This is a genomic window from Nocardioides ultimimeridianus (genome assembly GCF_054777895.1).
This window is the reverse complement of the sequence record NZ_BAAHAB010000024.1, coordinates 1-23,839: the sequence shown is the minus strand read 5'-3', so window position 1 is coordinate 23,839 and position 23,839 is coordinate 1. Positions and strand designations below refer to the sequence as shown.

Here is a 23,839-nt window from a genome sequence, read left to right as displayed (position 1 = left end):
GCGGCCCGGCGGCGCGGCCGCGGGCGGCGCCCGGGGGCGGGCGCCGGGTGCTCGGGCGGGTCATAGGGCTGTACGTCGGTCTCAGGCCGGCGCCGGCCCGGCGGTCGATAGCGCTCCCACGCCGAGCCGCGACCGTCGTACGCCACGGTCCGACCCTAGTGCGCCGATACTGTGACCGGGGCCACTGGCAACGGAAGGAGACGGGGTGTTCGGCAGGCGCGGGCAGCTCGGCAGCCAGGCCGATCGCGCCACGTTCCGCACCCTGCACACCGCGTCCCTGATGACGGGAGCGCTGCGCGGCGGCCTGACCGAGGCCAGCGCCGAGCAGTCAGCCCGGCACATGCGCGCCCTGCTGTCCGCGCCCGCGGTCGCGGTCACCGACCTCAGCCGGATGCTGGCCTGGGACGGCGAGCGCCCCACGCACGCCAGGTACGCCGCCGGGCTGGCCGACGAGGCGGCGGCGTACGGCGGCACGACCGTGGTGCCGCACGGCCGCTTCGACTGCGGCGACCCGCAGTGCCCGCTGCGGGAGGCGATCCTGGCGCCGCTGGTCGTCGAGGAGCGCGTGGTCGGGACGCTGCAGGTCTTCTGCGCGAGTGCCTCGGCGAGCCGGGTCCGCGCCGCCACTGAGGTCGCGCGCTGGGTGTCGGGGCAGCTCGAGCTCGGCGAGCTGGAGAGCTCGCGGCAGCGGCTGATGGCCGCCGAGGTGCGGGCCCTGCGCGCCCAGATCTCGCCGCACTTCATCTACAACTCGCTCACCGCGATCGCGTCCTTCGTCCGCACCGACCCGGACCGGGCGCGCGACCTGCTGGTCGACTTCGCCGACTTCACCCGCTACTCCTTCCGCCAGCTCGGCGACTACACGACGCTGGAGGAGGAGCTGCAGTCGATCCAGCGCTACCTGGTGCTCGAGCAGGCGCGGTTCGGCTCCCGGCTCGAGGTCACCCTGCAGATCGCTCCCGAGGTGCTGCCCGTGGTCATCCCCGTGCTGTCGCTGCAGCCGCTGGTCGAGAACGCCGTGCGGCACGGCATCGCCGGCAAGCCCGAGGGCGGGTCGGTCACGATCCAGGCCCGCGACCTGGACCGCGAGGCCGTCATCACCATCGAGGACGACGGGGTCGGCGAGGACCCCGAGCGGATCCGCCGGGTGCTCGCGGGCGACGTGTCCCTGGACTCCGTCGGGCTCGCCAACGTCGACGAGCGGCTGCGCTCCAGCTTCGGCGACGACTACGGCCTCGTGGTCGAGACCGCGCCCGGCGCCGGCACGAAGGTGATCGTCCGGGTCCCCAAGTACGCCGCGGGGGTGCGTCCGTGAGGGTCCTGGTGGTCGACGACGAGAGGCCGGCGCTGGACGAGCTGGTCTACCTGCTCTCCGGCGACGAGCGGGTCGACTCCGTGACCGGCTGCAACGTGGCGACCGACGCCGTGGCCGAGCTGCGGTCGGCGGCGTACGACGCGGTGTTCCTGGACGTCGCCATGCCGGGGCTGTCCGGGCTGGACCTCGCCGCTGTCATCGGGCGGGCACCGACGCCGCCCGCGATCGTGTTCGTGACGGCCCACGCCGAGCACGCCGTGGACGCCTTCGACCTGCACGCGGTCGACTACCTGCTCAAGCCGGTGCGGACCGAGCGGCTGCGGGAGGCGGTACGCCGGATCCTCGAGCGCCCGGCCGGTCCCGATCCCGTCCCTTCCCGCCCGGCGGACGACGCGATCGCGGTCGAGCTCGGCGGCGTGACCCGCTTCGTGCAGCGCGCCGACGTGCTCTTCGTGGAGGTGCAGGGCGACTACAGCCGGCTGCACACCGCGACCGGGTCGCACCTGGTGCGGCTGCCGATCAGCGCCCTCGAGGAGAGGTGGCGCGACCACGGCTTCGTGCGGATCCACCGCTCGTTCCTCGTGGCCCTGCCGCACGTCGACGCCATCCACGAGACCGCCGGCCGGCTCACCGTGCGGGTCGGCGACCGCGAGCTCCCCGTCTCCCGCCGGCTCACCCCCGCGCTGCGCGAGCAGCTGCGCCGCACCCGCCGGGGCGAGGGGTGAACCAGTGAACCAGGCCCGGGTCCGGGTGACCGGGCCGCGGCGGGGCCGTCCGCGGCGGAGCACCGTGGTGGCCGAGATCGACGCGCAGACCGTGGTCGGCGACATCTACATCCGCTCCCTGATGCGCAGCCAGCTGCGGCTCGCGCTCGGCGTGCTCGCGCTGCTGCTGCTCACCATCGGCTCGCTGCCGCTGGTCGTGGCGGCGTGGCCCGGCCTCGCGGCGCACCGGGTGCTCGGCGTACCGCTGCAGTGGGTGGTGCTGGGTGCCGGCTGCTACCCGGTGCTGGTGGCGCTCGCCGTCCTCTATGTGCGGCGGGCCGAGCTCAACGAGCGCTCGTTCGGGGAGCTGGTCGCGCAGGAGCCGCCCTGGAGCGACCGGTGAGCGGCACGCTCAGCGTCGCCGCGATCACCGCGGTCGCGGTGCTCACCCTCACCGTCGGCGCGTTCGGGCTGCGGATCTCGCGCACCACCAGCGACTTCTACGTCGCCTCGCGCACCGTCGGCCCGACAGTGAACGCCGCCGCGATCAGCGGCGAGTATCTCTCCGCCGCCTCCTTCCTCGGCGTGGCCGGGCTGATCGCGGCGCGCGGCCCGGACATGCTCTGGTACCCCGTCGGGTGGACGGCCGGCTACCTGGTCCTGCTGCTCTTCGTCGCCGCGCCGCTGCGCCGGTCGCGGGCCTACACGGTGCCGGACTTCGCGGAGTTCCGGCTGGAGTCGTCCCGCGCGCGGGCGGTGTCGAGCGTGCTGGTCGTGCTGATCGGCGTGCTCTACCTGGTGCCGCAGTTGCGCGGCGCCGGCCTGACCGTGCGGATCCTGACCGGCGCCCCCACCTGGGTCGGGGCCGCGGCGGTCGGCGTCGTCGTACTGCTCTCGGTGGCGGCGGGCGGCATGCGCTCGATCACCCTGGTCCAGGCCGTCCAGTACTGGGTGAAGCTCACCGCCCTGCTGGTCCCTCTCGCGGTGTTCCTGGTGCTGAGGGGCGGCGGCACGGCAGGGGCGGTACGCCGGATCCACGGCGCCGACTGGGCGACCGACTGGACCGCCGGCCACCACACCCTCTACCTGACCTACTCGCTGATCGCGGCGACGTTCCTCGGCACCATGGGCCTGCCGCACGTGGTCGTGCGGTTCTACACGAACAACGACGGCCGCACCGCACGCCGTACGACGATCGCGGTGATCGGCCTGCTCAGCTGCTTCTACGTCCTCCCGCCGGTGTACGCCGCCCTCGCGCGCGGGTACCTGGGCAGCGGGATCGGCAACACCGACTCGCTCATCCTCGGCCTGCCCCGCACGATCGTCGGCGGCGAGCTCGGCGACGTACTGACCGCGGTGCTGGCGGCGGGCGCCTTCGCGGCGTTCCTGTCGACGTCCTCGGGCCTGATCGTGTCGATCGCTGGCGTGGTCGGGCAGGACCTGATCGGGCGCCGGATCGGTGCCGTGCCGGCGTTCCGCGTGGGAGCGGTGCTCGCGACGGTCGGCGCGCTGGTCCTGACCGCGGCCAGCTCCGGCCTCGCCGTCGCGCATGCCGTGGAGCTGGCGTTCGCGGTGTCGGCCTCGACCTTCTGCCCGCTGCTGCTGCTCGGCATCTGGTGGCGCGGCCTGACCGCCCGCGGCGCGATCGCCGGCCTCGCCGTCGGCGGCGGCCTGTCGACCGCGGCCGTGGTGGCCGCGACCGTCGGGGTCCACGCCCACGGCTTCCTCGCCGACGTCCTCGCCCAGCCCGCCCTCTGCACGGTCCCGCTGGCCTTCGCGGTGATGGTCGGTGTCTCCCTCGCCACCCGCCACACGCGGCCCGCCCACGTCGCCCGCACCCTGGTCCGCCTGCACACCCCCGAGGCGATCGCGGTGGACCGGGGCGGCTTCCGGGCCCGCGGCGCCGACTGACCCCCCTCTCTCTCCCGCGAGTTCTGGCTTGTGGTCAGCCGAAGCCAGGGTTTCGGCTGACCACAAGCCAGAACTCGCGTGCCGTTCGTCGTGCGGGATCGACCGCTCGGCGCAGCGCGCTCGCGCGGTCGGCGCAGGATCGGCGCCGCCCGCCGAGCCACGGCCCCGACCCTCTGTGAGCGCGGTCACATCATCCCTAGCGTCGGATCACCGGCCAGCGACACCGCACCCCCGCCGGCACCGATCAAAGGAGTCGAGATGTCTGAGATGCCCGCGACCACGCCGGTCGCCCGGGGCGCCCACCTCGCCGACCCGGCCCCCCTCGGGCTGGCGGCGTTCGCGCTCACCACGTTCGTCCTGAGCTTCATGAACACCGGCCTGTTCAAGGCCGAGCCGGTCGTCTTCGGCCTCGCGCTGGCCTACGGCGGCATCGCGCAGATCCTGGCCGGCATGTGGGAGTTCGCCAAGGGCAACACCTTCGGCGCGACGGCGTTCACGTCGTACGGCGCCTTCTGGATCTCGTTCTGGTACCTCACCGGCCACACCGACCTGTCCGGCGTCGCCGAGGGCGATGTCGGCAAGGGGGTCGGGCTGTTCCTCCTGGCCTGGGGCATCTTCACCGCCTACATGCTGGTGGCCTCGCTCGGCACCGGGAACCACGCCGTCGCCCTGGTGTTCATCCTGCTGACGATCACCTTCTTCCTGCTCGCCTTCGGCGACCTCGAGGCCGCCAAGGGCCTGGTCAAGGTCGGCGGCTGGTTCGGCCTCGGCACCGCCGTGGCCGCCTGGTACGCGTCCTTCGCCGGCGTCACCGCATCGACCTTCAACCGCCCGATCCTGCCCACGACCTTCGGCTGATCGACCGCCTGAGCACCCCCACCACCGAGGTGTCCCGGCAGGGGAACGCAACCGTGTTGCAACCCCTTGCCGGGACACTGGCCCGAGTGCCTACTGTGAGCAGAGGCACACCGCGATCCACCGCGAACCAGGAGAGATGACCGTGAGCGACAGCGAGACCCTCGCGAACCTGCTGAAGGAAGACCGACGCTTCGAGCCGCCGGCCGAGCTGGCGGCGAACGCCAACGTGAAGCCCGACGCGTACGACGCCGCGGCCGCCGACCGGGAGGGCTACTGGGCCGCCGCGGCCGAGCGGCTGACCTGGGACACGAAGTGGGACCGGGTCCTCGACGACGACAACCCGCCGTTCTACAAGTGGTTCACGGGCGGGAGGCTGAACGCGGCGTACAACTGCGTGGACCGGCACGTCGAGGCCGGTCGCGGCGACAAGGTCGCGATCCACTGGGTCGGCGAGCCCGAGGGCGACACCCGGGACCTGACCTACGCCGACCTGCAGCGGGAGGTGTCCAAGGCCGCCAACGCGCTCACCGCGCTCGGTGTGGCGACCGGTGACCGGGTCGCGATCTACATGCCGATGATCCCCGAGGCCGTGATCACGATGCTGGCCTGCGCCCGCATCGGCGCTCCCCACACGGTGGTCTTCGGCGGGTTCTCCGCCGACGCCCTGGCCTCCCGGCTCGACGACTGCCAGGCGAAGGTGGTCGTGACCTCCGACGGCGGCTACCGCCGCGGGTCGGCGGCCGCGCTGAAGCCGGCCGTGGACGAGGCCCGCACCAAGACCGATGTGGTCGAGAAGGTGCTCGTGGTCCGGCGTACCGGACAGGAGGTCGCGTGGGACGACTCCGTCGACGTGTGGTGGCACGACGCCGTCGACGGCGCCTCGGACCAGCACACCCCGGAGGCCTTCGACGCCGAGCACCCGCTCTACGTCATGTACACCTCCGGCACCACCGGCAAGCCCAAGGGCATCCTGCACACCACCGGCGGCTACCTGACCCAGGCCGCGTTCACCCACCACGCCGTCTTCGACCTCAAGGACGACGACGTCTACTGGTGTACGGCGGACATCGGCTGGGTCACCGGCCACTCCTACATCGTCTACGGGCCGCTGGCCAACGGCGTGACGCAGGTCCTCTACGAGGGCACGCCGGACTCCCCCGAGCCGGGTCGCTGGTGGAAGATCATCCAGGACAACAAGGTCTCGATCTTCTACACCGCCCCGACCGCGATCCGGTCCTTCATGAAGCAGGGCCACGACGTCCCCGACGGGTTCGACATGTCCTCGCTGCGGATCCTGGGCTCGGTCGGTGAGCCGATCAACCCCGAGGCCTACGTCTGGTACCGCCACGTCATCGGCGGCGACCGTACCCCCGTGGTCGACACCTGGTGGCAGACCGAGACCGGCGCGATCATGATCAGCCCGCTGCCCGGCGTCACCCACGGCAAGCCCGGCTCGGCGATGATCGGCATCCCCGGCATCACCGCCGACGTGGTTGACGACGACGGCAAGTCCGTGCCGAACGGCTCGGGCGGCTACCTCGTCGTCACCTCGCCGTGGCCCTCGATGCTGCGCACCATCTGGGGCGACGACCAGCGGTACGTCGACACCTACTGGTCGCGCTTCAAGGACCTCGGCTACTACTTCGCCGGCGACGGCGCCAAGAAGGACACCGACGGCGACATCTGGGTGCTCGGCCGGGTCGACGACGTGATGAACGTGTCCGGCCACCGGCTCTCCACCACCGAGATCGAGTCCGCGCTGGTCTCCCACCCCAAGGTCGCCGAGGCCGCGGTCGTGGGCGCCACCGACGCCGACACCGGCCAGGCCGTGGTCGCCTACGTGATCCTGCGCAACGAGGCGGGCGACGGCGGACCCGGCATCATCAAGGAGCTCTCCGACCACGTCCGCAAGGAGATCGGCCCGATCGCCAAGCCCCGCGAGATCATGATCGTCCCCGAGCTGCCCAAGACCCGCTCGGGCAAGATCATGCGCCGCCTGCTCCGCGACGTCGCCGAGAAGCGCGAGGTCGGGGATACCACCACCCTGGCCGACGCCAACATCATGAGCCTGATCTCGGCGGGCCAGGCCACCTCCACCGAGGACTGACCACCCAGCCAGACACGGCCGCCGGTCCCGACCCGGGGCCGGCGGTCGGTTTCTTCGACATCGGATCAGGACTCACCTGTCCTGGCCCCGATGACGGGGTTGGGGAGGAGGTCGACGCATAGCGCTCCCCTGCCTCACCGGTAGTTGCGAAGAGCCCCGACCACCCGAGCGCCAGTGGCAGACTCAGACACGATGACGATCCGAGACCTTCTCGTTGCGCCCGTGGTCATCGTCTTCGCGTTCGCCGCGGTCGTCACGTTGCTCGCTTCCGCACAGCAATGGCGCGCCGGGAGATCGCCGTTGGCTGCATCTCTGTTGGGGGCATCCGGGCTGTACCTGACCGTGTCGGTGGCTGTTGGCTTCCTCGCTACGGACTGGGACAGCGAGTCGGCCTGGCTCGTCACCAGCGTCTGCATGGTCCTGGTGGTCGTGAACAGAGCGGCGAGTCGGAGACGCGAACGACGGTGCGGGGCGAGCGCTTCGGACCCTCCATAGATCTTGGACGGCTCGGGTCGCCCGACATCGGTGCCGTCAGCGAGGGAGCCACGGCGGGCGCGGCTCGTCGCGATGTCGCGAGGCGGTCTCGCCGTTCCGATTCCTGGTGGCGAGGAACCAGGCGAACGGCGCGAAGAACCACGCCACGGCCAGAAGCACCATCAGCGCCGTTCTGAGGACGGTGTGCCCATCTCCGCTCGCCAGGCCCGTGACCAGGAGCGCGCCTCCGCTCACGGCGATGGTCACGAACGCGACGGCGAGCCGCGGGTCGGCGGACCGGAGCCGCCAGATGAGGTACCTCATCGCGCCAGTCGCAGGCTGCGGCTCAGCGCCGCGCGGCCGACCGGGAGGCGAGCAGATCCGACGTCGCCATGATCCGCTCCTTCGGTCCGGTCGTCATCGATGCCCCCTTCGTCCACGTGTCCTCCTGCGACGCCGGATCAGGACGAAGCTTCATCGGAATCGGTAGCGAAGTAGACGACTGCCTTCCACCAGGGGCCATGCTCCGTCACCTCGTTACCGCTGATCACCACGTCCAAGATCGTCGAAGGAGGCAGCCGATCGATCATGTCCGCGATGTTGCGGAGCAATGCGGTCACATCGTCCTGGCCCGGGCCCGGACGGTTGGCCAATCCCAGGGTCCTGCACGAGGGCAGGGGGTCCGGGAAGTAGGGCACAGGTTGCGAATGCGCGGGCACTCGGGCCTCCAGTCATGTCGATCATGTCCGACCCAGATGTCTGGTCCGCTGGTCTGCGGCCACGGCCATCTGACGCGTGAGCCATCGTGCCTTCGATCGGGTTCCGAGCTGGCCCACGCGACGGGGCGACGCTCTCATTCTCACCAACACCATCGCAGGCTGAGCACGCTGCTCGCCGACGCCTCCGAGACGCGCCGAGAGCGGCGGCCCCGGAGGTGACAATTCCGGGCCTCCGGAGGCATCCCCGCCGACACCCCCTCATCACCCCGATGACAATTCCGGGACCGGATCGTGTCGCGGATCACTCCGGCGGCCCGGAAGCCCTGTTGCGGCCTCCGGACGCGGTGATAGCCCTACCCCGAACAGGAACGAAGCCACGTTCCCGGCCCAGGGTTGAGGGGGCGTCCCATGCGTGGACAGAGCGAGTCGCAGGACCAGATCGTCGTGGTGTCGCCGGCCGGTCGGCCGGACGGCCGGATCGTCGTCGGAGCAGGCCGGGCCGGGGCACTCGGTGTCCTGGACCTCGGGGACGGCAGCGGCGCTGCCCGCGCGGAGCTGCGCCTGGTCGAGAAGCGCTACAGCGGCGGGTTCGGCGTACGCATCGCGACGCGCTCGGCCTGCGCCGTCTCGCTCTCCGCGGCCGTCACCACGATCGTGGTCGGCGACGTCGGCCTGCTGGACGACGTCGCCCTGACCGGCGACCGCCGGCGGCTGGTCGAGGTCGTCTCGCTCGAGGAGGCGCGCGCCGCCGTCGCGGCCGGCGCCGACGGGCTGATCGCCAAGGGCAGCGAGACCGGCGGCCGGGTGGGCGAGGAGTCCGCCTTCGTGCTGCTGCAGCGGCTGCTCGCCGAGGTCGAGGTGCCGGTGTGGGCGCACGGCGGGATCGGACCGCACACCGCATCGGCCGCCATCGCCGGCGGTGCCCGCGGCGTGGTCCTCGACGTCCAGGTCGCCCTCACCACCGAGAGCACGCTCCCCACCCCGCTGCGTCGCGCCATCACCCCGTCCGACGGCGGCGACACGACGGTCGTCGACGGCCGGCGGGTGCTGCGCCGCCCCGGCTGCCCCGACGACGTCGAGGTCGGCCAGGACGCCGCCTTCGCGGTCCCGTTCGCCGCGGCCCACGTCAGCGTGGGCGGCATCGTCCAGTCCGTGCGTACGGCGATCCAGGAGCACCTCGCCCTCGCGGCCGAGCACCAGCCGCTGGCACCCGGCAACGGCGTGGCGGCGAGCTTCGGTACGACGTACCCGATCGCGCAGGGCCCGATGACCCGGGTGAGCGACCGTGCCGCGTTCGCGGCGGCCGTGTCGTCCGCCGGCGCGATGCCGTTCCTGGCGCTCTCGCTGCTGCCCGGCGCGGAGGTGCGCGCCCTGATGGAGGACACCCGCACGGCCGTCGGCGACGGACCGTGGGGAGTGGGGGTGCTCGGCTTCGTGCCGCCCGAGCTGCGGGCCGAGCAGCTGGCCGTGATCCGCGAGCTGCGCCCGCCGATGGCGCTGGTCGCCGGTGGCCGGCCCTCGCAGGCCGCGCCCCTGGAGGAGGCCGGGATCCCGACCTTCCTGCACGTGCCCTCCCCCGGCCTGCTGGACCAGTTCCTGCACGCGGGCGCGCGCCGCTTCGTCTTCGAGGGCCGCGAGTGCGGCGGCCATGTCGGGCCGCGCTCCAGCTTCGTGCTGTGGGAGCAGCAGATCACCCGGCTGCTCCAGGAGCCCGACCTCAGCGGGGTCGAGGTGCTCTTCGCCGGCGGCATCCACGACGACCGGTCGGCCGCCATGGTGGCGGCGATGGCCGCCCCGCTGACCGCGCGGGGTGCGCGGATCGGCGTGCTGATGGGGACGGCGTACCTCTTCACCGAGGAGGCCGTCGTCAGCGGTGCGATCAGCGACGTCTTCCAGCAGGCGGCGCTGGACTGCGAGGACACCGTCCTCGTCGAGACCGCGCCCGGGCACGCCACCCGCTGCGCGGCGAGCGACTTCGTGGCGGCGTTCGAGGCCCGGCGTACCGAGCTCGAGCAGGAGGGCGCCGAACCTCGCGCCATGTGGGACGAGCTCGAGGCGCTCAACCTCGGCCGGCTGCGGATCGCCGCCAAGGGCCTGGTCCGCGAGGGCGGCGAGCTCGTCGAGGTCGACGAGGACGCGATCCGGCGCGAGGGCATGTTCATGCTCGGCCAGGTCGCGGCGCTGCACCGGTCCACGAGCACCGTCGCCCAGCTGCACGAGCGGGTCAGCGCCGGATCGGTACCCCTGCTGGAGGAGCTCGCCCCGGCCGCCCGCACCCCGCGCCCGGCGCGGCCGCTGCGGATCGCCATCATCGGCATGGCCTGCGTGTTCCCCGGCGCCCAGGGCGTCGACGAGTTCTGGTCCAACGTCCTCGAGCGCACCGACCAGGTCTCCGAGGTGCCCGCCGAGCGGTGGGACGCCGCGCGCTTCTACCGGCCAGACGGCGTCTCCGCCGACGGACGGCCCACCACCACCTCGAAGTGGGGCGGGTTCCTGCCCGGGGTCCCGTTCGAGCCGACCGACTACGGGATCCCGCCGCGGTCGCTGTCCTCGATCGGCACCGACCAGCTGATCAGCCTGCAGGTCGCCTCGCAGGCCCTCGCCGACGCCGGGTACGCCGTGCGCGAGTTCGACCGCGAGCGGACCAGCGTCGTCTTCGGCGCCGAGGCCGGCACCGACCTCGCCCAGGCCTACGGGCTGCGCACGGCGCTGGCCCAGTTCACCGAGACCCTGCCGCCGGAGCTGCACGACGTGCTGCCGGAGCTCACCGAGGACTCCTTCCCCGGCGTGCTGTCCAACGTCATCGCCGGCCGGATCGCCAACCGGCTGGACCTCGGCGGCGCCAACTACACCGTCGACGCCGCCTGTGGCTCCTCCCTCGCGGCCCTCGCCGCCGCGTGTCGCGAGCTCACCACCGGCGCGGCCGACATGGCGCTGTGCGGTGCCGTCGACCTGCACAACGGCATCCACGACTACGCCCTGTTCAGCGCCACCCAGGCGCTGTCGCCGACGGGCCGCTGCCGGCCGTTCGATGCCGCCGCCGACGGCATCGCCCTCGGCGAGGGCGTGGCCTGCGTGGTGCTCAAGCGGCTCGACGACGCCGAGCGCGACGGCGACCGGATCCTCGCCGTCATCGATGCGGTCGCCGCCGCCAGCGACGGCCGCAGCCTCGGCCTCACCGCGCCCCGCGCCGCCGGCCAGCGCCGCGCCCTCGAGCGCGCCTACGAGGACGCCGGAGTCGAGCCGCCGATGGTCGGCCTGGTCGAGGCCCACGGCACCGGCACCGTCGTCGGCGACCGCACCGAGCTCGCCACCCTCACCGATGTGTACGCCGAGCGCGGCGCCGGGTCGGGAACGGTGACCCTCGGCTCGGTCAAGTCCCAGATCGGCCACACCAAGTGCGCGGCCGGTCTGGCCGGTCTGATCAAGGTGGTCGCCTCGGTCAACCGCGCGGTGCTGCCGCCGACCCGGCTCGACCAGCCCGCTCCGGCGTACGACGCGGCGCAGAGCCCGTTCGTCTTCAACGACCGTCCCCGCCCCTGGCTGACCGACGACCGCACCGCGGCCGTCAGCGCCTTCGGGTTCGGCGGCGCGAACTTCCACGCCGTCGTGTCCGGATACAAGGGCGGCGACGACCCGCAGCACGGCCTGGACGCCTGGCCGGCGGAGCTCTTCCTGCTGCACGGCGACCCCGCCACCATCGGTCGCGACGTCGACCGGATCGAGGCGCTGCTGCGGGCCAACGACGCGGGCGGGCGGCCGTGGCGGCTGCGCGACCTCGCCCGGACCGCCTACGAGACGGCACCGGCGACCCCGGTGGCGGCTGCGCTGGTCGCCGAGAGCCTCGACCAGCTCGCGGCGCAGCTCGACGCCGTACGCAACGGGCGCGAGCACGAGGGTGTCGTGCGCGGCACCGCCGACGCGGAGCACGGCGACGTCGCGTTCCTCTTCCCCGGCCAGGGCAGCCAGCGCGTCCACATGCTCGGCGACCTGCTCGTCGCGTTCCCCGGCATCCGCAGCCACCTCGCCGCCGCCGACACCGGCCTGGCCGGGCGGATCTTCCCGCCGGCCGCCTTCGGCGAGGACCGCGCTGCGCAGGCCGCCGCGCTCACCGACACCCGGGTCGCGCAGCCCGCGCTGGGCGTCGTCGAGCTCGCCCTGACCGACCTGCTGGCCCGCTGCGGCGTCCGGCCGGACACCGTCGCCGGGCACAGCTTCGGGGAGCTGACCGCGCTCGCCGTCGCCGACGCGTTCCCGAGCCACGAGCTCGCGGCGCTCGCCCGCGCCCGCGGTCAGGCCATCCTGGACGCCTCCCCCGCCGACGATCCCGGCACCATGGCGGCCGTCAGCGCGAGCGCGCCCGACGTGGTCGAGGCCCTCGGCGAGGACCCCGGCGTGGTGGTCGCCAACGACAACTCCCCGCGCCAGTGCGTGATCTCCGGCCCGACACCGGCCGTCGAGGCGGCGGTCGCGCGGCTCGCCGAGCGTGGTCTCGCCGCGCGCCGGATCCCGGTCGCGTGCGCGTTCCACACACCCGTCCTCGCGGCCGCGTCGGCGACGCTCGCCGAGCGGCTGGGCGCCATGCGGGTCGCCCCGCCGCGCATCCCCGTGTGGTCCAACACCACCGCGGCGCCGTACCCCGCGGAGGCCGACGGCGTGCGCGCCCTGCTCGCGCGCCAGGTCACGGCACCGGTCTCGTTCCGCACCCAGATCAAGGCCATGTACGACGCCGGGGTCGGCGTCTTCGTCGAGGCCGGTCCGGGCCGCGTCCTGTCCCAGCTCGTCGACACGATCCTCGGCGACCTGCCGCACACCACCATCGCCTGCGACGTGCCGGGCGAGCCCGGCATCCGCCGCTTCCTGCTGGCCCTGGCCGAGCTCGCGGCGCTCGGGCGGCCGGTGGACCTGGCGCCGCTGTTCGAGGGCCGCGATGCGGTGGTCGTCGACGCGAGCCGGACCCCGCGCCGGGCGGCGTACGTCATCGACGGTGCGCAGGTGCGGACCGCGGACGGCGAGCCGGTGCCCGGGTCGCTGCTGCCCGCGACGGTCAGCTCGGCGATCGACCTCTCGGCCGCCACGGCCTCCGTGGCCGCGGCCCCCGCCGGTGGCGAGCGCGAGCGACTGGTCACCGAGTACCTGCGCGGCATGCGCGACCTCGTGGACTCCCAGCGCGACATCATGCTGGCGCTGCTCGGCGCCGACGGCGCGACGTACCCGCGCCCCTCGATCGTGGCCGGCGAGGCGACGGAGAGGACGCTGGACCTACCCCTGCCGGCTGCCGCCACCGTCGTCCCGCCGGTCGCACCCACCCCGGAGCCGGCGCGACCCGGCCGCCTCGAGCGCGGGGACCTCGTCGCCGCGATCGTCGCGGTGGTGGCCGACCGCACCGGCTATCCCACGGAGATGCTCGAGCCCGACCTGGACCTCGAGGCCGAGCTCAGCGTCGACTCGATCAAGCGCGTCGAGATCGTGGGCGAGCTCGCCCGCACCGTCGGCATCCCGGGGGCCGGCGGCGCGGACGGGACTGCCGTGGAGGAGCTGTCCCTGGTCAAGACCATCGCCGCGATGGCGGACTGGATCCTGGAGCACGCGGAGGGCGCGGAGGGCGCCGACGCCGCGGAGGGCGCCGACGCCGCGGCCCCCGCTCCCGTCCCCGCGGTGATGGGCCGCGACGACCTGGTCCGGACCATCGCGGCCGTCGTTGCGGAGCGGACCGGCTACCCGGTGGAGATGCTCGAGCCCGGCCTCGACCTCGAGGCCGAGCTCAGCGTCGACTCGATCAAGCGCATCGAGATCGTGGGCGAGCTCGCCCGCACCATCGGGATCCTGGGAGGGGACGGAGCCGACCGCGACGCCGCCGTCGAGGAGCTGTCCCTCGTCAAGACCATCGCCGCGATGGCGGACTGGATCCGCGACCACAGCGAGTCCCCGGCCGGCCACCGGGAGGAGCGGCCGGCCGGGACTCCTTGCGAGGAGAGGGAGGCCGGAGCGGACGAGCCGGCGGTGGCGGGGGCCGCCGCGCTCGGCCGCTTCGTCCCTCGCCTGGCCGATGCCCCCGCGATCACGGTGGAGCGGTCGCTGGCCGGTCTCGCCATCACGATCGTGGGCGGCGAGCCGCAGCTCAACCACTTCCTGCACGAGCTGATCGTGGACGAGGGAGCGCGGGTCGAGCTCGCCTCCGGCAGCGACCCGGTGAGCGCCGGTACGACGACACTGCTGGACCTCTCCGGACTGGCGCCCGCCTCCGACCCGGGTGCGGCCGTCGTCGCCCTGTTCGAGCGGCTGCGGGCCGCCACCGCCGCCGGGGTGACCGAGCTGGTCGTGGTGACCGCGATGGGCGGGGCGTTCGCGATGGAGGGTGCCGTCGGCAGCGAGGAGCAGGTCACGACCGGCTCCGCGGCGGCGGGCATGGTGAAGACCTTCGCCCGCGAGCTGGGCGTGCGCGCCCGGGTGGTGGACGTCGACCCCGCCGCCGGCGTACGACGCCTGGCCGAGCGGCTGGTCGGCGTCCTGCGCGACGCGCAGCCACCCCTCGAGCTCGGCCTGTACGGCGACCGCACGGTCACCCTCGCCACCGAGCCCGCCGAGGCGCACGTCGCCGGCCGGCCGTTCTCCCTGGTCACCGACTCGGTGGTCGTGGTGACCGGCGGTGCTCGCGGGATCGGCGCCGCCACCGCCGTCGCGCTCGCCCGTCGCTACCACTGCGCGGTCGAGCTGCTCGGCCGCTCGCCGCTGCCGACCGGGCCGGAGGCGGCGTACCTCTCCGGTGCCGAGGACGCTCCCGCGCTGCGTCGCGCGATCCTCGACCACGGCGAGTTGAAGCGACCCGGCGAGATCGAGGCGGAGGTCGCCCAGGTGCTGGCCGCGCGCGAGATCACGGCCAACCTGGCGCTGCTGCGCGAGCACGCCTCGTCGGTGGGCTACCACGCCGCTGACGTCGCCGACCCGGTCGCGCTGACCGCTGTCCTGGACGGGATCCGCGAGCGGCACGGCCGGATCGCGGGGATCGTGCACGCCGCCGGCGTACGCGAGGACAAGCTGATCCGCGACAAGACCCCGGAGTCCTTCGCGCGGGTCTTCGGCACCAAGGTGCCGCCGACCGCGGCGCTCGCCCGGTCCCTGGATCGCGAGTCGTTCCTGGTGCTCTTCGCCAGCGTCGCCGGCTGCTTCGGCAACACCGGCCAGGTCGACTACGCGGCCGCCAACGCGGCGCTGGCCGGGCTCGCCCGCCGGGCCGCCGCGACCGGCATCGGTCCGCGGGTGCTGGCGGTGGACTGGGGCCCTTGGGCCGGCGGCGGCATGGTCACCCCGGACCTCGCCCGGGAGTACGCCCGGCGCGGCATCGGCCTGATCGAGCCCGCCGACGGCGTCGCCCTGCTGCTCGACGAGATCGCGCGCGGCCTGCCCGAGGCCGAGGTCGTGGCGATGTGCGCCGCGGTCGAGGCGATGGCGCTGCAGCCCGCCGCACAGCTGCAGAAGGCCTGAGCCGTGCGCCCGGAGGAGGGGATCGCGGTCGTCGGGATGGCGGCCGTCTTCCCCGGAGCACCCGACGTGGACACGTTCTGGAGCAACATCCTCGGCGGCGTCGACGCGATCTCGGCCGTGCCGCCCACGCGCATCGACCCGGTGTTCTTCACCGACGACCCCGCCGACCGCGCGGTCGACCGGTTCTACTGCCGGCGCGGCGGGTTCATCCCGGAGGTGGAGTTCGAGGCGGCGTCGTACGGCGTGATGCCGGCGACCGCCCGCGACGCCGAGCCCGACCAGCTGCTGGCCCTCGCCACCGCCGCCCGGGCGCTCGCCGATGCCGGCATCGGCCCGGCACCGGAGAACCCGGAGCGCTACGGCGTGGTGATCGGGCGCGGCGGCTACATCACGCCCGCGACCGCGCGGCTCTCGCACCGCGTGCACACCGCGCAGCAGCTCGTGGAGGTGGTGCGGGCGGTCCTGCCCGAGATGGGCGAGGACGGCCTGCGCGACCTCAAGGCGCGCTTCCAGGCCGAGCTCGGCATCGCGGCGCCGGAGTCGGCGATCGACATCGTGCCGAACCTGGTCGCGTCCCGCACCGCGAACCGGCTCGACCTGCACGGCCCGGCGTACACCGTCGACGCGGCCTGCGCGAGCTCGCTCGTGGCGCTCTCCCACGCGACCGACGCGCTCCTGTCCGGCCGCGCCGACGTGATGCTGGCCGGCGGGGTGCACCACTGTCACGACGTGTCGCTGTGGAGCGTCTTCTCCCAGCTCGGCGCGCTCAGCCGCGCCGAGCGGATCCGGCCCTACGACCGCAAGGCCGACGGCATCGTCATCGGCGAGGGCACCGGCATGGTCGTCCTCAAGCGGCTCGCCGACGCCGAACGCTCAGGAGACCGCATCTATGCGGTCATCCGCGGCGTCGGCCTCGCCAGCGACGGCCGCTCCGGCTCGCTGATGAGCCCCTCCAGCCAGGGCCAGGTCCGGGCCGTCGAGGCGGCCTGGCGAGCCGCCGGCCTCGACCCGCACACGGTCGGGCTGGTCGAGGGGCACGGTACGGCGACCGCGGCCGGCGACGCCGCCGAGCTCGCCACGCTGCGCCAGGTCGTCAACGGCGACCCCCGCACCGATCCGCCGGTCGGCCTGGGCTCGGTGAAGTCGATGATCGGCCACGCGATGCCGGCCGCCGGGATCGCGGGCTTCATCAAGACCACGCTCGCCCTGCACCACGGCGTGCTGCCACCGACCCTGCACTGCGACGAGCCGCACCCCGACCTCGCAGGCACGCGCCTCGCACCGGTCCGCGAGGCCACGCCCTGGGAGGCCGGCGCCACGCCGCGACGCGCCGGGGTCAACGCCTTCGGCTTCGGCGGCATCAACGGGCACGTCGTGCTGGAGGAGTACGCCGATCCGCGACCCGTCCGCCGCGCGACCGCCCCCGCGGCAGCGCACACGGCCCCCGCCCCCACCCGGCTCTTCGTCGCCGCGGGTGGGTCGGCCGCCGACGTACTGGCCCTGCTGGAGGACGACGACGCCGTCCTCGCCGGCTCCGCACTCGACCGCGTCGGCACCGGCCCGGTCCGCGTGGCGATCGCCGACCCGGACCCGCGCCGGCTGAAGCTGGCGCGGCAGGTGGTCGCGAAGGGAGCGGCCTGGCGCGGGCGCAACGACATCTGGTTCTCGCCGTCGGGCCTGCTGGCAGCCGGCGGCAAGGTCGCGCTCCTCTGCCCCGGCCTCGAGGGCGCGGGCGTGACCGAGGTCGGGGACGTGCTGGAGCAGTTCGGGCTCGACATCCCCCGACACCCCTCGGTCAGCGACATCGGCCGCGAGGCCACCGGCCTGGTCCAGTCCGGGCGGGCCCTCACCGCGGCGCTGGGCGAGCTCGGCGTCGCGCCGGACGCGGTCGTCGGCCACAGCCTCGGCGAGTGGACCGCGATGATGGTGACCGGCGTGATCGCCGAGTCCCGCGTCGACGACTTCGTGCACGGCGTCACCGGCTACGACATGCACTTCCCCGACCCGGCCTACCTGATGGTCGGCTGCGACGTCGCCACGGCACGGGAGGCCATCGCCGCCACCGGTCACGGGGGCGAGGTGGTGGTCTCCCACGACAACTGCCCGCACCAGGCGATCCTGTGCGGCCCGGACGAGGCCATCGCCGCGGTCCGCGCCCGGCTGGTCGAGCAGCGGGTGATCTGCCACCAGCTGCCGTTCCGCACCGGCTTCCACACCCCGATGTTCGCCGACCACGTCGAGGGCTTCCTCGGCCGCGTCGCGGACCTCCCGCTGGAGCCGCCGCGGGTGCCACTCTGGTCCGGCGTGACGGCCCGCCCGTTCCCCGGCGACGAGGCCGGCATCCGCGCGCTCGCCAACCGGCTGTTCGTGGAGCCGGTGCGCTTCCGCGAGACCGTCGAGGACCTGCACGCCCACGGCGTGCGCGCCTTCGTCCAGGTCGGCGTCGGGGCCCTCACCGGCTTCGTGGGCGACACGCTCGGCGGCCGGGAGCACCTCGCCGTGGCCGCCGCGGACCGCGGCCGGCCCGCGCTCGCCCAGCTGACCCGCGCCGCCGCGGCGCTGTGGGTCGAGGGTGCTCCGGTCGACCTCGCCGGGCTCGCCCCGCGCGAGGTCGTCGTGCCCAAGCCCGCCCCCGCCCGGCGTACGCCGACGGTGCGGCTGCGCTTCGACGCGGACCTGGTGCGCCCGGCCCTCGCGCCGTACCGTCCGGCGACCGCCACCCTCGGCGACCTCGGCGACCTCGGCGACCTCGGCGACGACCCGGTCCTCGCCGAGCTGTCCGCCACGCTCCGCGCGGCGACCGAGGCGGGCCGTGCCGTGGCGTCGGCCCTGGCCGCGCCCGCCCGGCCCTCCACGCCCCTCCAGCGCACCCACCCCCCGGCCGACAGCCGGACCGAGCTCGACGTCTCGGTGGCGACGATGCCGTGGCTGGTCGACCACTGCCTGATCCGGCAGCCCGCCCACAGCCCGCTGGGCGACCGGTTCCCCGTGGTGCCGATGACGGCCATGGTGGAGCTGGCGATCCGGGCGGCCGAGCGGGTCGGCGGCGGCCGGGTCGCGGTGGCCGTCGAGGACGCCGTGGCCGTGCGCTGGCTGCTGGCCGAGCCCGCCGTCACGGTCGTGCTGCGCACCCAGGAGACGACGCCGGGCACGGTCGAGGTGACCATCGAGAGCCACTTCCGGGCGAGGATCCGGCTCGCCGAGGCCTACCCCGAGGCGCCGGCCGCGAGCCCGGTGCTCATCGCGGGCGAGCGCCGGCCGCCGCACACCGGCCGCGAGATCTACGAGCAGCGCTGGATGTTCCACGGGCCGCAGTTCCAGGGCATCAAGGAGACGCGGGCCTTCGGCGACGACGGCCTCGCGGCCACGGTGGTCGCACTCCCGGCGCCCGGGGCGCTGCTGGACGCGGTCGGCCAGCTGTTCGGCTACTGGATCTCGCTGATGAGCACCGAGGACCGGATGGCCTTCCCGTTCCGGATCGACCGGATCGACCTGTACGGCCCGCATCCCGAGCCGGGGGCGGAGCTGTCGGCGTACGTCCACATCGCGGAGATGGAGCGCACCGTCGCCAAGGGCACCTTCGAGGTCGCCGCCGCCGACGGCCGGCTGTGGGCGAGGGTCACCCACTTCACCGACCGCCGCTTCGAGGGCGACCAGCGCTCGCTGGACCAGATCAACCACCCCGAGGTCTCGACCACCTCCGAGCGCCGCGGGGACTGCTGGCTGGTCCACGACTCCTCCTCGCCCGCGAACCGCGAGCTGATGATGCGCCGCCACCTCGACGCCACCGAGCGCGCCCGGTACGACGCCCGCCCGCCGCGCGGGAAGAAGGGCTGGCTGCTCGGCCGGGTCGCCGCGAAGGACGCCGTACGGGCCTGGCTGTGGGACCACGGGCACCCGCCGATCTACCCCGTCGAGGTCACCGTCGACAACGACGAGGCCGGCCGGCCCCGTCCCCGGCACCCCGGCGACGCCGACCTGCGGCTCTCGATCGCGCACTCCGGGTCGGTCGCCGTGGCGATCGTCGCGGAGGGCCGCGACGTCGGCATCGACCTGGAGCCGGTGGCACCGCGCTCGGAGCGGTTCGCCGAGCTGGTGCTCACCGAGGGCGAGCAGGCGCTGGGCCGGGCGCACGACCACGACCGGTGGGTGACCCGGCTGTGGACGGCCAAGGAGGCCGTCGCCAAGGCCCGCGGGACCGGCCTGCGCGGCCGCCCCAAGGACTTCGAGGTCGTCGAGATCGACGGCGCGTGGCTGCGGATCGGCGACCAGTGGGTCCGCAGCACGACGGAGACCACACCGGAAGGAGAGTTCGTTGTCAGCTACACAGCAGAGCACCCATGAGGTGACCGAGGTGACCGAGGTGACGCCGTCGCCGGAGCAGATCCTCGCGACGGTCACGGTCCTGCTCGACGAGGTGATCGGCGAGGAGTACGAGCTCGACGTCGAGGTGACCATGCAGACCTCGTTCGCCGACGACATCGAGCTGGAGAGCATCGAGTTCGTCCGGCTCAGCGAGCTGCTCCAGCAGCGGTACGGCGACAACGTCGACTTCGTCGGCTGGTTCTCCGGCCTCGACGTCGACCAGATCATCTCGCTCACCGTCGGGCAGCTGGTCGGCTTCATCCACGACGAGGTGAGCGGCGGGGCGGGCCGTGCCTGACATCGACGTCGGCGGCCTGCGCGTGCACTACCAGCGGGCCGGACAGGGCGATCGGACCGTGGTGATGATCCACGGCCTGGTCATCGACAACCTGTCCAGCCTCTACTACGCCCTCGCCCCCGGGGTCGCCGACCACCTGCAGGTGCTGCTCTACGACCTGCGCGGCCACGGCCGCACCGAGCGGCCGCCGACCGGCTACGGCATCGACCAGGCGGTCGAGGACCTGGGGGGACTCCTCGACCGGCTCGACATCACCGAGCCCGTCTACCTGCTCGGCAACAGCTTCGGCGGCACCATCGCCCTCGAGGCGGCCCGGCGCTGCCCCGAGCGGGTCCGCGGCCTGGTCCTGGTCGAGGCCCACGTCGCCGTCCCGGGCTGGGGGCGGCACATCGCCGAGCAGCTCGAGCTGGCCGGCTTCGGGATCCGCGACATCGACCTCGGCGCGTGGCTCGCCGACCGGCCGCCGCGCAAGCTGGCCTCGCTGGTCAGGACCGTCGACTCGCTGGTCAACACCACCACCATCGTCGACGACTTCGCCGCCGGGCGGGCCATGTCGCCCGCGGACCTGGCGGGGATCGGGTGCCCGGCGTACGCCGTGTATGGCGAGTATTCCGACGTCATCGACCGCGCGGAGCAGCTCGCGACGTACCTCCCCCGCTGCGAGCTGGACGTCATCTCGGACTGCTCGCACTCGGCGATGATGGAGGCGACCCGCACGATGCGCGGCCTGGTCGCCGACTGGTTCGAGCGGGTCGAGGCCGGCACCGACGTGCCGGGTCGCCGGCGGCGGATCCTGCCGGGCGCGGGCGAGGGCGACGGCGCGCAGAACAAGCGCCACGTCGAGAGCTTCCTCGAGTCGCTCAACGCGCGTCGCGAGGCCGCGCAGGTGGAGGTCTGAGATGGCGCGGGTCCTCATCGTGGTGCCGCCCCTGACCGGGCACCTGAACCCCACGCTCGCCCTGGGCGCCGAGCTCGCCCGGCACGGCCACACCGTCACCTGGACCGGGCACCGCGACTTCGTGCAGAAGCGGCTGCCCGTGGGCGCCCGCTTCGCCGCGGCCGCGGAGCGGATGCCGCAGCCGCTGCTCGACGCGATCGGCGAGCAGACCGTGCCGCTGCGCGGCATGGCGGCGCTGCGGTTCCTGTGGAACGACTTCATCCTGCCGCTGGCCGACGACATGCTGCCGAGCCTCGAGCGGGTCGTCGACGAGGTCGCGCCGGACGTGATCGTCGCCGACCAGCAGGCGATCGCCGGGGCCGCGGTCGCCGAGGCGCGCGGGATCCCGTGGGTCACCTCCGCCACCACCACCGGGGAGCTGTCCAACCCCGCGAGCGACATGCCGCAGGTCGAGGAGTGGCGCCACGGCATGGTCCAGGACTTCCTGGTCCGCGCGGGCGTGCCGGCCGACCGGGCGGCCGACGTGGACCCCCGGTTCTCCCCGCACCTGGTGGTGCTCTTCTCCACCGAGGCCCTGGTCGGACCGGACCGGACCTTCCCCGGTCACTACGCCTTCGTCGGCCCCGCCCTGGCCGAGCGCCGGGTCGACGAGACCTTCGACTGGGACCTCCTCGACCCCGAGCGGCCCTTGGTGCTGGTCTCGCTCGGCTCGGTCAACGCCGTCACCGGACGCCGCTTCTTCGAGGTCACCGCGGAGGCGCTGGCCGGCCTCGACGTGCAGGCCGTGATGGTGGCGCCCCGCTCGTTCGTGCCGGACCCGCCGGCCAACGTCCTGGTGCGCGAATGGGTGCCGCAGCTGCCGCTGCTCCGCCTCGCCTCGGCCGTCGTGTCCCACGGCGGCCAGAACACCGTCAGCGAGAGCCTGGCGCTGGGGGTGCCGATGGTGCTCGCGCCGATCCGCGACGACCAGCCGACCATCGCCGACCAGGTGGTCGCCGCCGGCGCCGGCCTGCGCGTGCGGTTCGGCAGGGTCGGCGTACCCCAGATGCGGGAGGCGATCTCCGCGGTGCTGGGCGAGCCTTCGTTCAGCGAGGGCGCGCGCCGGGTCCAGGAGTCGTACGCCGCCGCCGGTGGCGTCGCCGCGGCCGCGGACCGGATCGGGCAGCTGGTCGGGGCGGCGGTCCCGGCATGACCGCGACCACCGCGACCACCGCGCCCACGACCGAGGCCGAGTCCGCGTGGCTGGACTGGGCCGCCCGCAGCGCCGTGCCCACGGCGACCGAGGGCCTGGTCCCCTGCTACGAGGTGATGGACGCCGACCCGGCCGCCATCCCGGGCCTCACCGTCGCGCTCGGCCAGCTCCAGGCCTGGGTGCACGCGCGGCCGGCCACGGACGCACCCGGGCCGACCGTCACCTGGTCCGCGGCCCTCGACCGGATCGAGGACTCCCTCGCCGACCCCGAGCCCGAGGTCGACACCGGCCTGGTGCGCGCGATGCTCGCCCGGCTGCGCGCCATCGACCCGGGGCCGCTGGAGCCGGTGCCCTGCCACGGCGACTTCACCCCGGTCACGGTGCGCTTCGACCCGGCCGACCACCGCGCGGTGGCGGTCGGCGGATGGGCGGGCGCGGTCCTCTCCGACCGCGAGTACGACGTGGCCTTCACCGAGCTCGGGTTCTGGGCGTCGGCGTACCTCTCCGACGACCCGGGCCGCCGGACCCTGATGAAGGTGGCCCGCAGCTTCCTGCTCAACGGCTACCGGGCCGGCTACGCGGCCGTCGCCGGCCACCCCGACCCGCACCGGCTGGGCTGCTGGGCGGCCTTCCACGCGTGCCGGCTGCTGGCCACGCCGCTGCTGTCCTCCGAGCCCTACTGCACCTGGGACCCCGCGACGGCCGCGGCCACCGTGCGGTCCTTCCGCGACGACCTGGCCGTGCGGTTCGCCGACCTGGTCCCCTCCGCCGATCCCGACCGAACCGAGAGGACCTGACATGCCCCGGACCAGCTGGACCACCGGCGCCACCGCCGCCACCCTCACCCTGACCGCGGTGCGGGCGCGGCGACGGGTCGCGGCCCTCCCCGTCCTCGACGAGCACCCCGTCGCGGGGGAGGTCGCCGGCTACCGGCTCATCGCCGCTGACGGCGTCCACGTCACCCCGGCCACCCTCGCCGCCGCGGTCGCCCATGCGCGACCGCGCGGGCTCCAGGTGCTCGACCTGGTCCCCGCCGACCTCCCCGCCGAGCGGCTGCTGGCCCTGCTCGGGCAGCTCGACCCGGCGACGTACGCCGGCGACGTGCTGGCCACCGGCCGGACCGCGGGCCACGCGATGGTCGTGTCCGAGGACCTCCTCGAGCGCACCGGCGTCGAGCCGCGCACCGACCTCGGCGAGCTCGAGCTCACGTCCCTGGCCGTCGCCCTCAAGGAGCACGCGCCGACCCGGTGCGCCCACGCCCTCGCCCCCGGCCTGCGTGCCCGCGCCGGCCGGGACGGCGCCTGGGAGCGGCTGCGCCGGGCCTACGGCGAGTCGAGCTGGATCGCCCTCCTCGCGCGGGTGGCCGCCCTCGCCCTCCTGCTGCGCGGGGCGAGGCGGGGACGCCTCGGGATGGCCGCGCTCGCCGCCTACCAGGCACACCGGCTGCTCGCCACCGCCGGCCCCGTCGCCCGCCCGCGCGGCCGATGGCGCGACCTGCTCGGCCGCTCCGCCG

At 74.2% G+C, this 23,839-nt stretch carries 14 protein-coding genes; 13 read left to right on the top strand and 1 reads right to left on the bottom strand.

Annotated elements, in window-relative coordinates:
- The first annotated feature begins 205 nt into the window (after positions 1-205).
- The 6 genes from ACYU8V_RS21630 (at position 206) to acs (ending at position 6,895) form a co-directional block, all read left to right on the top strand.
- Complete coding sequence (locus tag ACYU8V_RS21630) at positions 206-1,315, top strand: sensor histidine kinase (RefSeq protein ID WP_460850309.1); 1,110 nt, start codon at positions 206-208, stop codon at positions 1,313-1,315.
- The gene (locus ACYU8V_RS21625) at positions 1,312-2,040 is read left to right on the top strand and encodes a LytR/AlgR family response regulator transcription factor (RefSeq protein WP_460850308.1); all 729 of its coding nucleotides are present in this window, start codon (positions 1,312-1,314) and stop codon (positions 2,038-2,040) included. The genes ACYU8V_RS21630 and ACYU8V_RS21625 overlap by 4 nt, the downstream gene beginning before the upstream one ends.
- Before the next feature lie 67 nt (positions 2,041-2,107).
- The gene (locus ACYU8V_RS21620) at positions 2,108-2,422 is read left to right on the top strand and encodes a DUF485 domain-containing protein (protein WP_460850307.1); all 315 of its coding nucleotides are present in this window, start codon (positions 2,108-2,110) and stop codon (positions 2,420-2,422) included.
- A complete protein-coding gene (locus tag ACYU8V_RS21615) occupies positions 2,419-3,930 on the top strand; it encodes a sodium/solute symporter (protein WP_460850306.1) in 1,512 nt (503 codons plus the stop codon). Before ACYU8V_RS21620 ends, ACYU8V_RS21615 begins: the two co-directional genes overlap by 4 nt.
- A gap of 258 nt (positions 3,931-4,188) precedes the next feature.
- A complete protein-coding gene (locus ACYU8V_RS21610; protein ID WP_460850305.1) occupies positions 4,189-4,788 on the top strand; it encodes an acetate uptake transporter in 600 nt (199 codons plus the stop codon).
- Between the two features lie 136 nt (positions 4,789-4,924).
- Positions 4,925-6,895 carry an acetate--CoA ligase gene (gene acs, locus ACYU8V_RS21605; protein WP_460850304.1) on the top strand — a complete coding sequence of 657 codons (1,971 nt, stop codon included), beginning with the start codon at positions 4,925-4,927 and terminating at the stop codon, positions 6,893-6,895.
- A 531-nt stretch (positions 6,896-7,426) separates the two neighbouring features.
- Here the strand turns inward: acs and ACYU8V_RS21600 are convergent.
- Complete coding sequence (locus ACYU8V_RS21600; RefSeq protein WP_460850303.1) at positions 7,427-7,693, bottom strand: hypothetical protein; 267 nt, start codon at positions 7,691-7,693, stop codon at positions 7,427-7,429.
- An 803-nt stretch (positions 7,694-8,496) separates the two neighbouring features.
- Between ACYU8V_RS21600 and ACYU8V_RS21595 the strand changes: the two genes are divergently transcribed.
- The 7 genes from ACYU8V_RS21595 to ACYU8V_RS21565 all read left to right on the top strand — a co-directional run.
- Positions 8,497-15,573 (top strand): SDR family NAD(P)-dependent oxidoreductase, encoded by a 7,077-nt coding sequence (locus ACYU8V_RS21595; protein ID WP_460850302.1) that lies wholly within the window; start codon positions 8,497-8,499, stop codon positions 15,571-15,573.
- Between the two features lie 3 nt (positions 15,574-15,576).
- A complete protein-coding gene (locus ACYU8V_RS21590) occupies positions 15,577-19,917 on the top strand; it encodes a beta-ketoacyl synthase N-terminal-like domain-containing protein (RefSeq protein WP_460850301.1) in 4,341 nt (1,446 codons plus the stop codon).
- A 1-nt stretch (position 19,918) separates the two neighbouring features.
- Complete coding sequence (locus ACYU8V_RS21585) at positions 19,919-20,236, top strand: hypothetical protein (protein WP_460850300.1); 318 nt, start codon at positions 19,919-19,921, stop codon at positions 20,234-20,236.
- Positions 20,229-21,134 carry an alpha/beta fold hydrolase gene (locus ACYU8V_RS21580; protein WP_460850299.1) on the top strand — a complete coding sequence of 302 codons (906 nt, stop codon included), beginning with the start codon at positions 20,229-20,231 and terminating at the stop codon, positions 21,132-21,134. The genes ACYU8V_RS21585 and ACYU8V_RS21580 overlap by 8 nt, the downstream gene beginning before the upstream one ends.
- A 1-nt stretch (position 21,135) precedes the next feature.
- Positions 21,136-22,326: a glycosyltransferase gene (locus tag ACYU8V_RS21575; protein WP_460850298.1), complete on the top strand. Its 1,191-nt coding sequence runs from the start codon at positions 21,136-21,138 to the stop codon at positions 22,324-22,326.
- Positions 22,323-23,123, top strand: a complete 801-nt coding sequence (locus ACYU8V_RS21570) for a phosphotransferase family protein (protein ID WP_460850297.1) — start codon at positions 22,323-22,325, stop codon at positions 23,121-23,123. The genes ACYU8V_RS21575 and ACYU8V_RS21570 overlap by 4 nt, the downstream gene beginning before the upstream one ends.
- A 1-nt stretch (position 23,124) precedes the next feature.
- Positions 23,125-23,839 (top strand): hypothetical protein (locus tag ACYU8V_RS21565; protein ID WP_460850296.1); only part of this gene is annotated, 715 nt, incomplete at its 3' end.